The sequence below is a fragment of the Shewanella sp. 10N.286.52.C2 genome, from assembly GCF_002874545.1.
GTDB lineage: Bacteria > Pseudomonadota > Gammaproteobacteria > Enterobacterales > Shewanellaceae > Shewanella.
This window is the reverse complement of record NZ_MCTV01000066.1, coordinates 1-718: the sequence shown is the minus strand read 5'-3', so window position 1 is coordinate 718 and position 718 is coordinate 1. Positions and strand designations below refer to the sequence as shown.

Genomic DNA, 718 nt, shown 5'->3' with positions numbered 1-718 from the left:
ACACCACCGTGTGCATCTTTAACATCATAATTAAAATGAACAGCACCGTTGTAGTCTTTTTCTGGCGTAAACGTAAACGTACCATCGGCATTATTTAGAATGGAACCATGGTCGACATGTAGATTTTCAATGGCCAGTAAGCCGGCATCGTTTTTATCGACATCGACTGTATTCGCTAATAGTTGCGCGGTGGTTAAGGTTTGGCGTGTATCTTCACTGCCATTTGCAAGCACCACTTCAGTTGAACAGTAAGGTCTGTCGTTACTGCCATGAATTGTGATGACAATATCGTGAGTTGTACCATCTTTTGAATGAACCGTAATCGTGTCGGTTAGACTTTGGTTTTCACCGAGTTGGTCAATAGCGGTGCCACGCGTTGTGGGTCTAGCACCTATACCGGCGCGATGCCCAGCATCGGCATGGTAATGCCAGGTGCCATCAGTGAGTAAGATTAGATCGCCATAGGTGCCGTGATAGTCGTAACCATTGCTACCTTGGCGTTCAAATCCTGACTCGCCTACATCGGGGTCTGTGATGGTCAGCTTGCCATCAGCATAGAGTGTTTTATTGCCAAGTGTGGCTATGCCTGGTTGAGCATAGTCAGGTGACATGTCAACACCCGCGCTGTTTTCGGTTATTGAACCAGTATCAACCCCAGCGATTTGGGCTTTATCGCCAAACGCCGAGAGCGTCGTTGATGCGCCAGTGTGTGTTACAC

Annotated in this window: 1 protein-coding gene; it reads right to left on the bottom strand. The window is 47.6% G+C overall.

Annotated features, from left to right (window positions below; genetic code table 11):
- On the bottom strand, positions 1-718 hold a 718-nt coding region (locus BCU94_RS17820), incomplete at both ends, for a cadherin-like domain-containing protein (protein WP_198590910.1).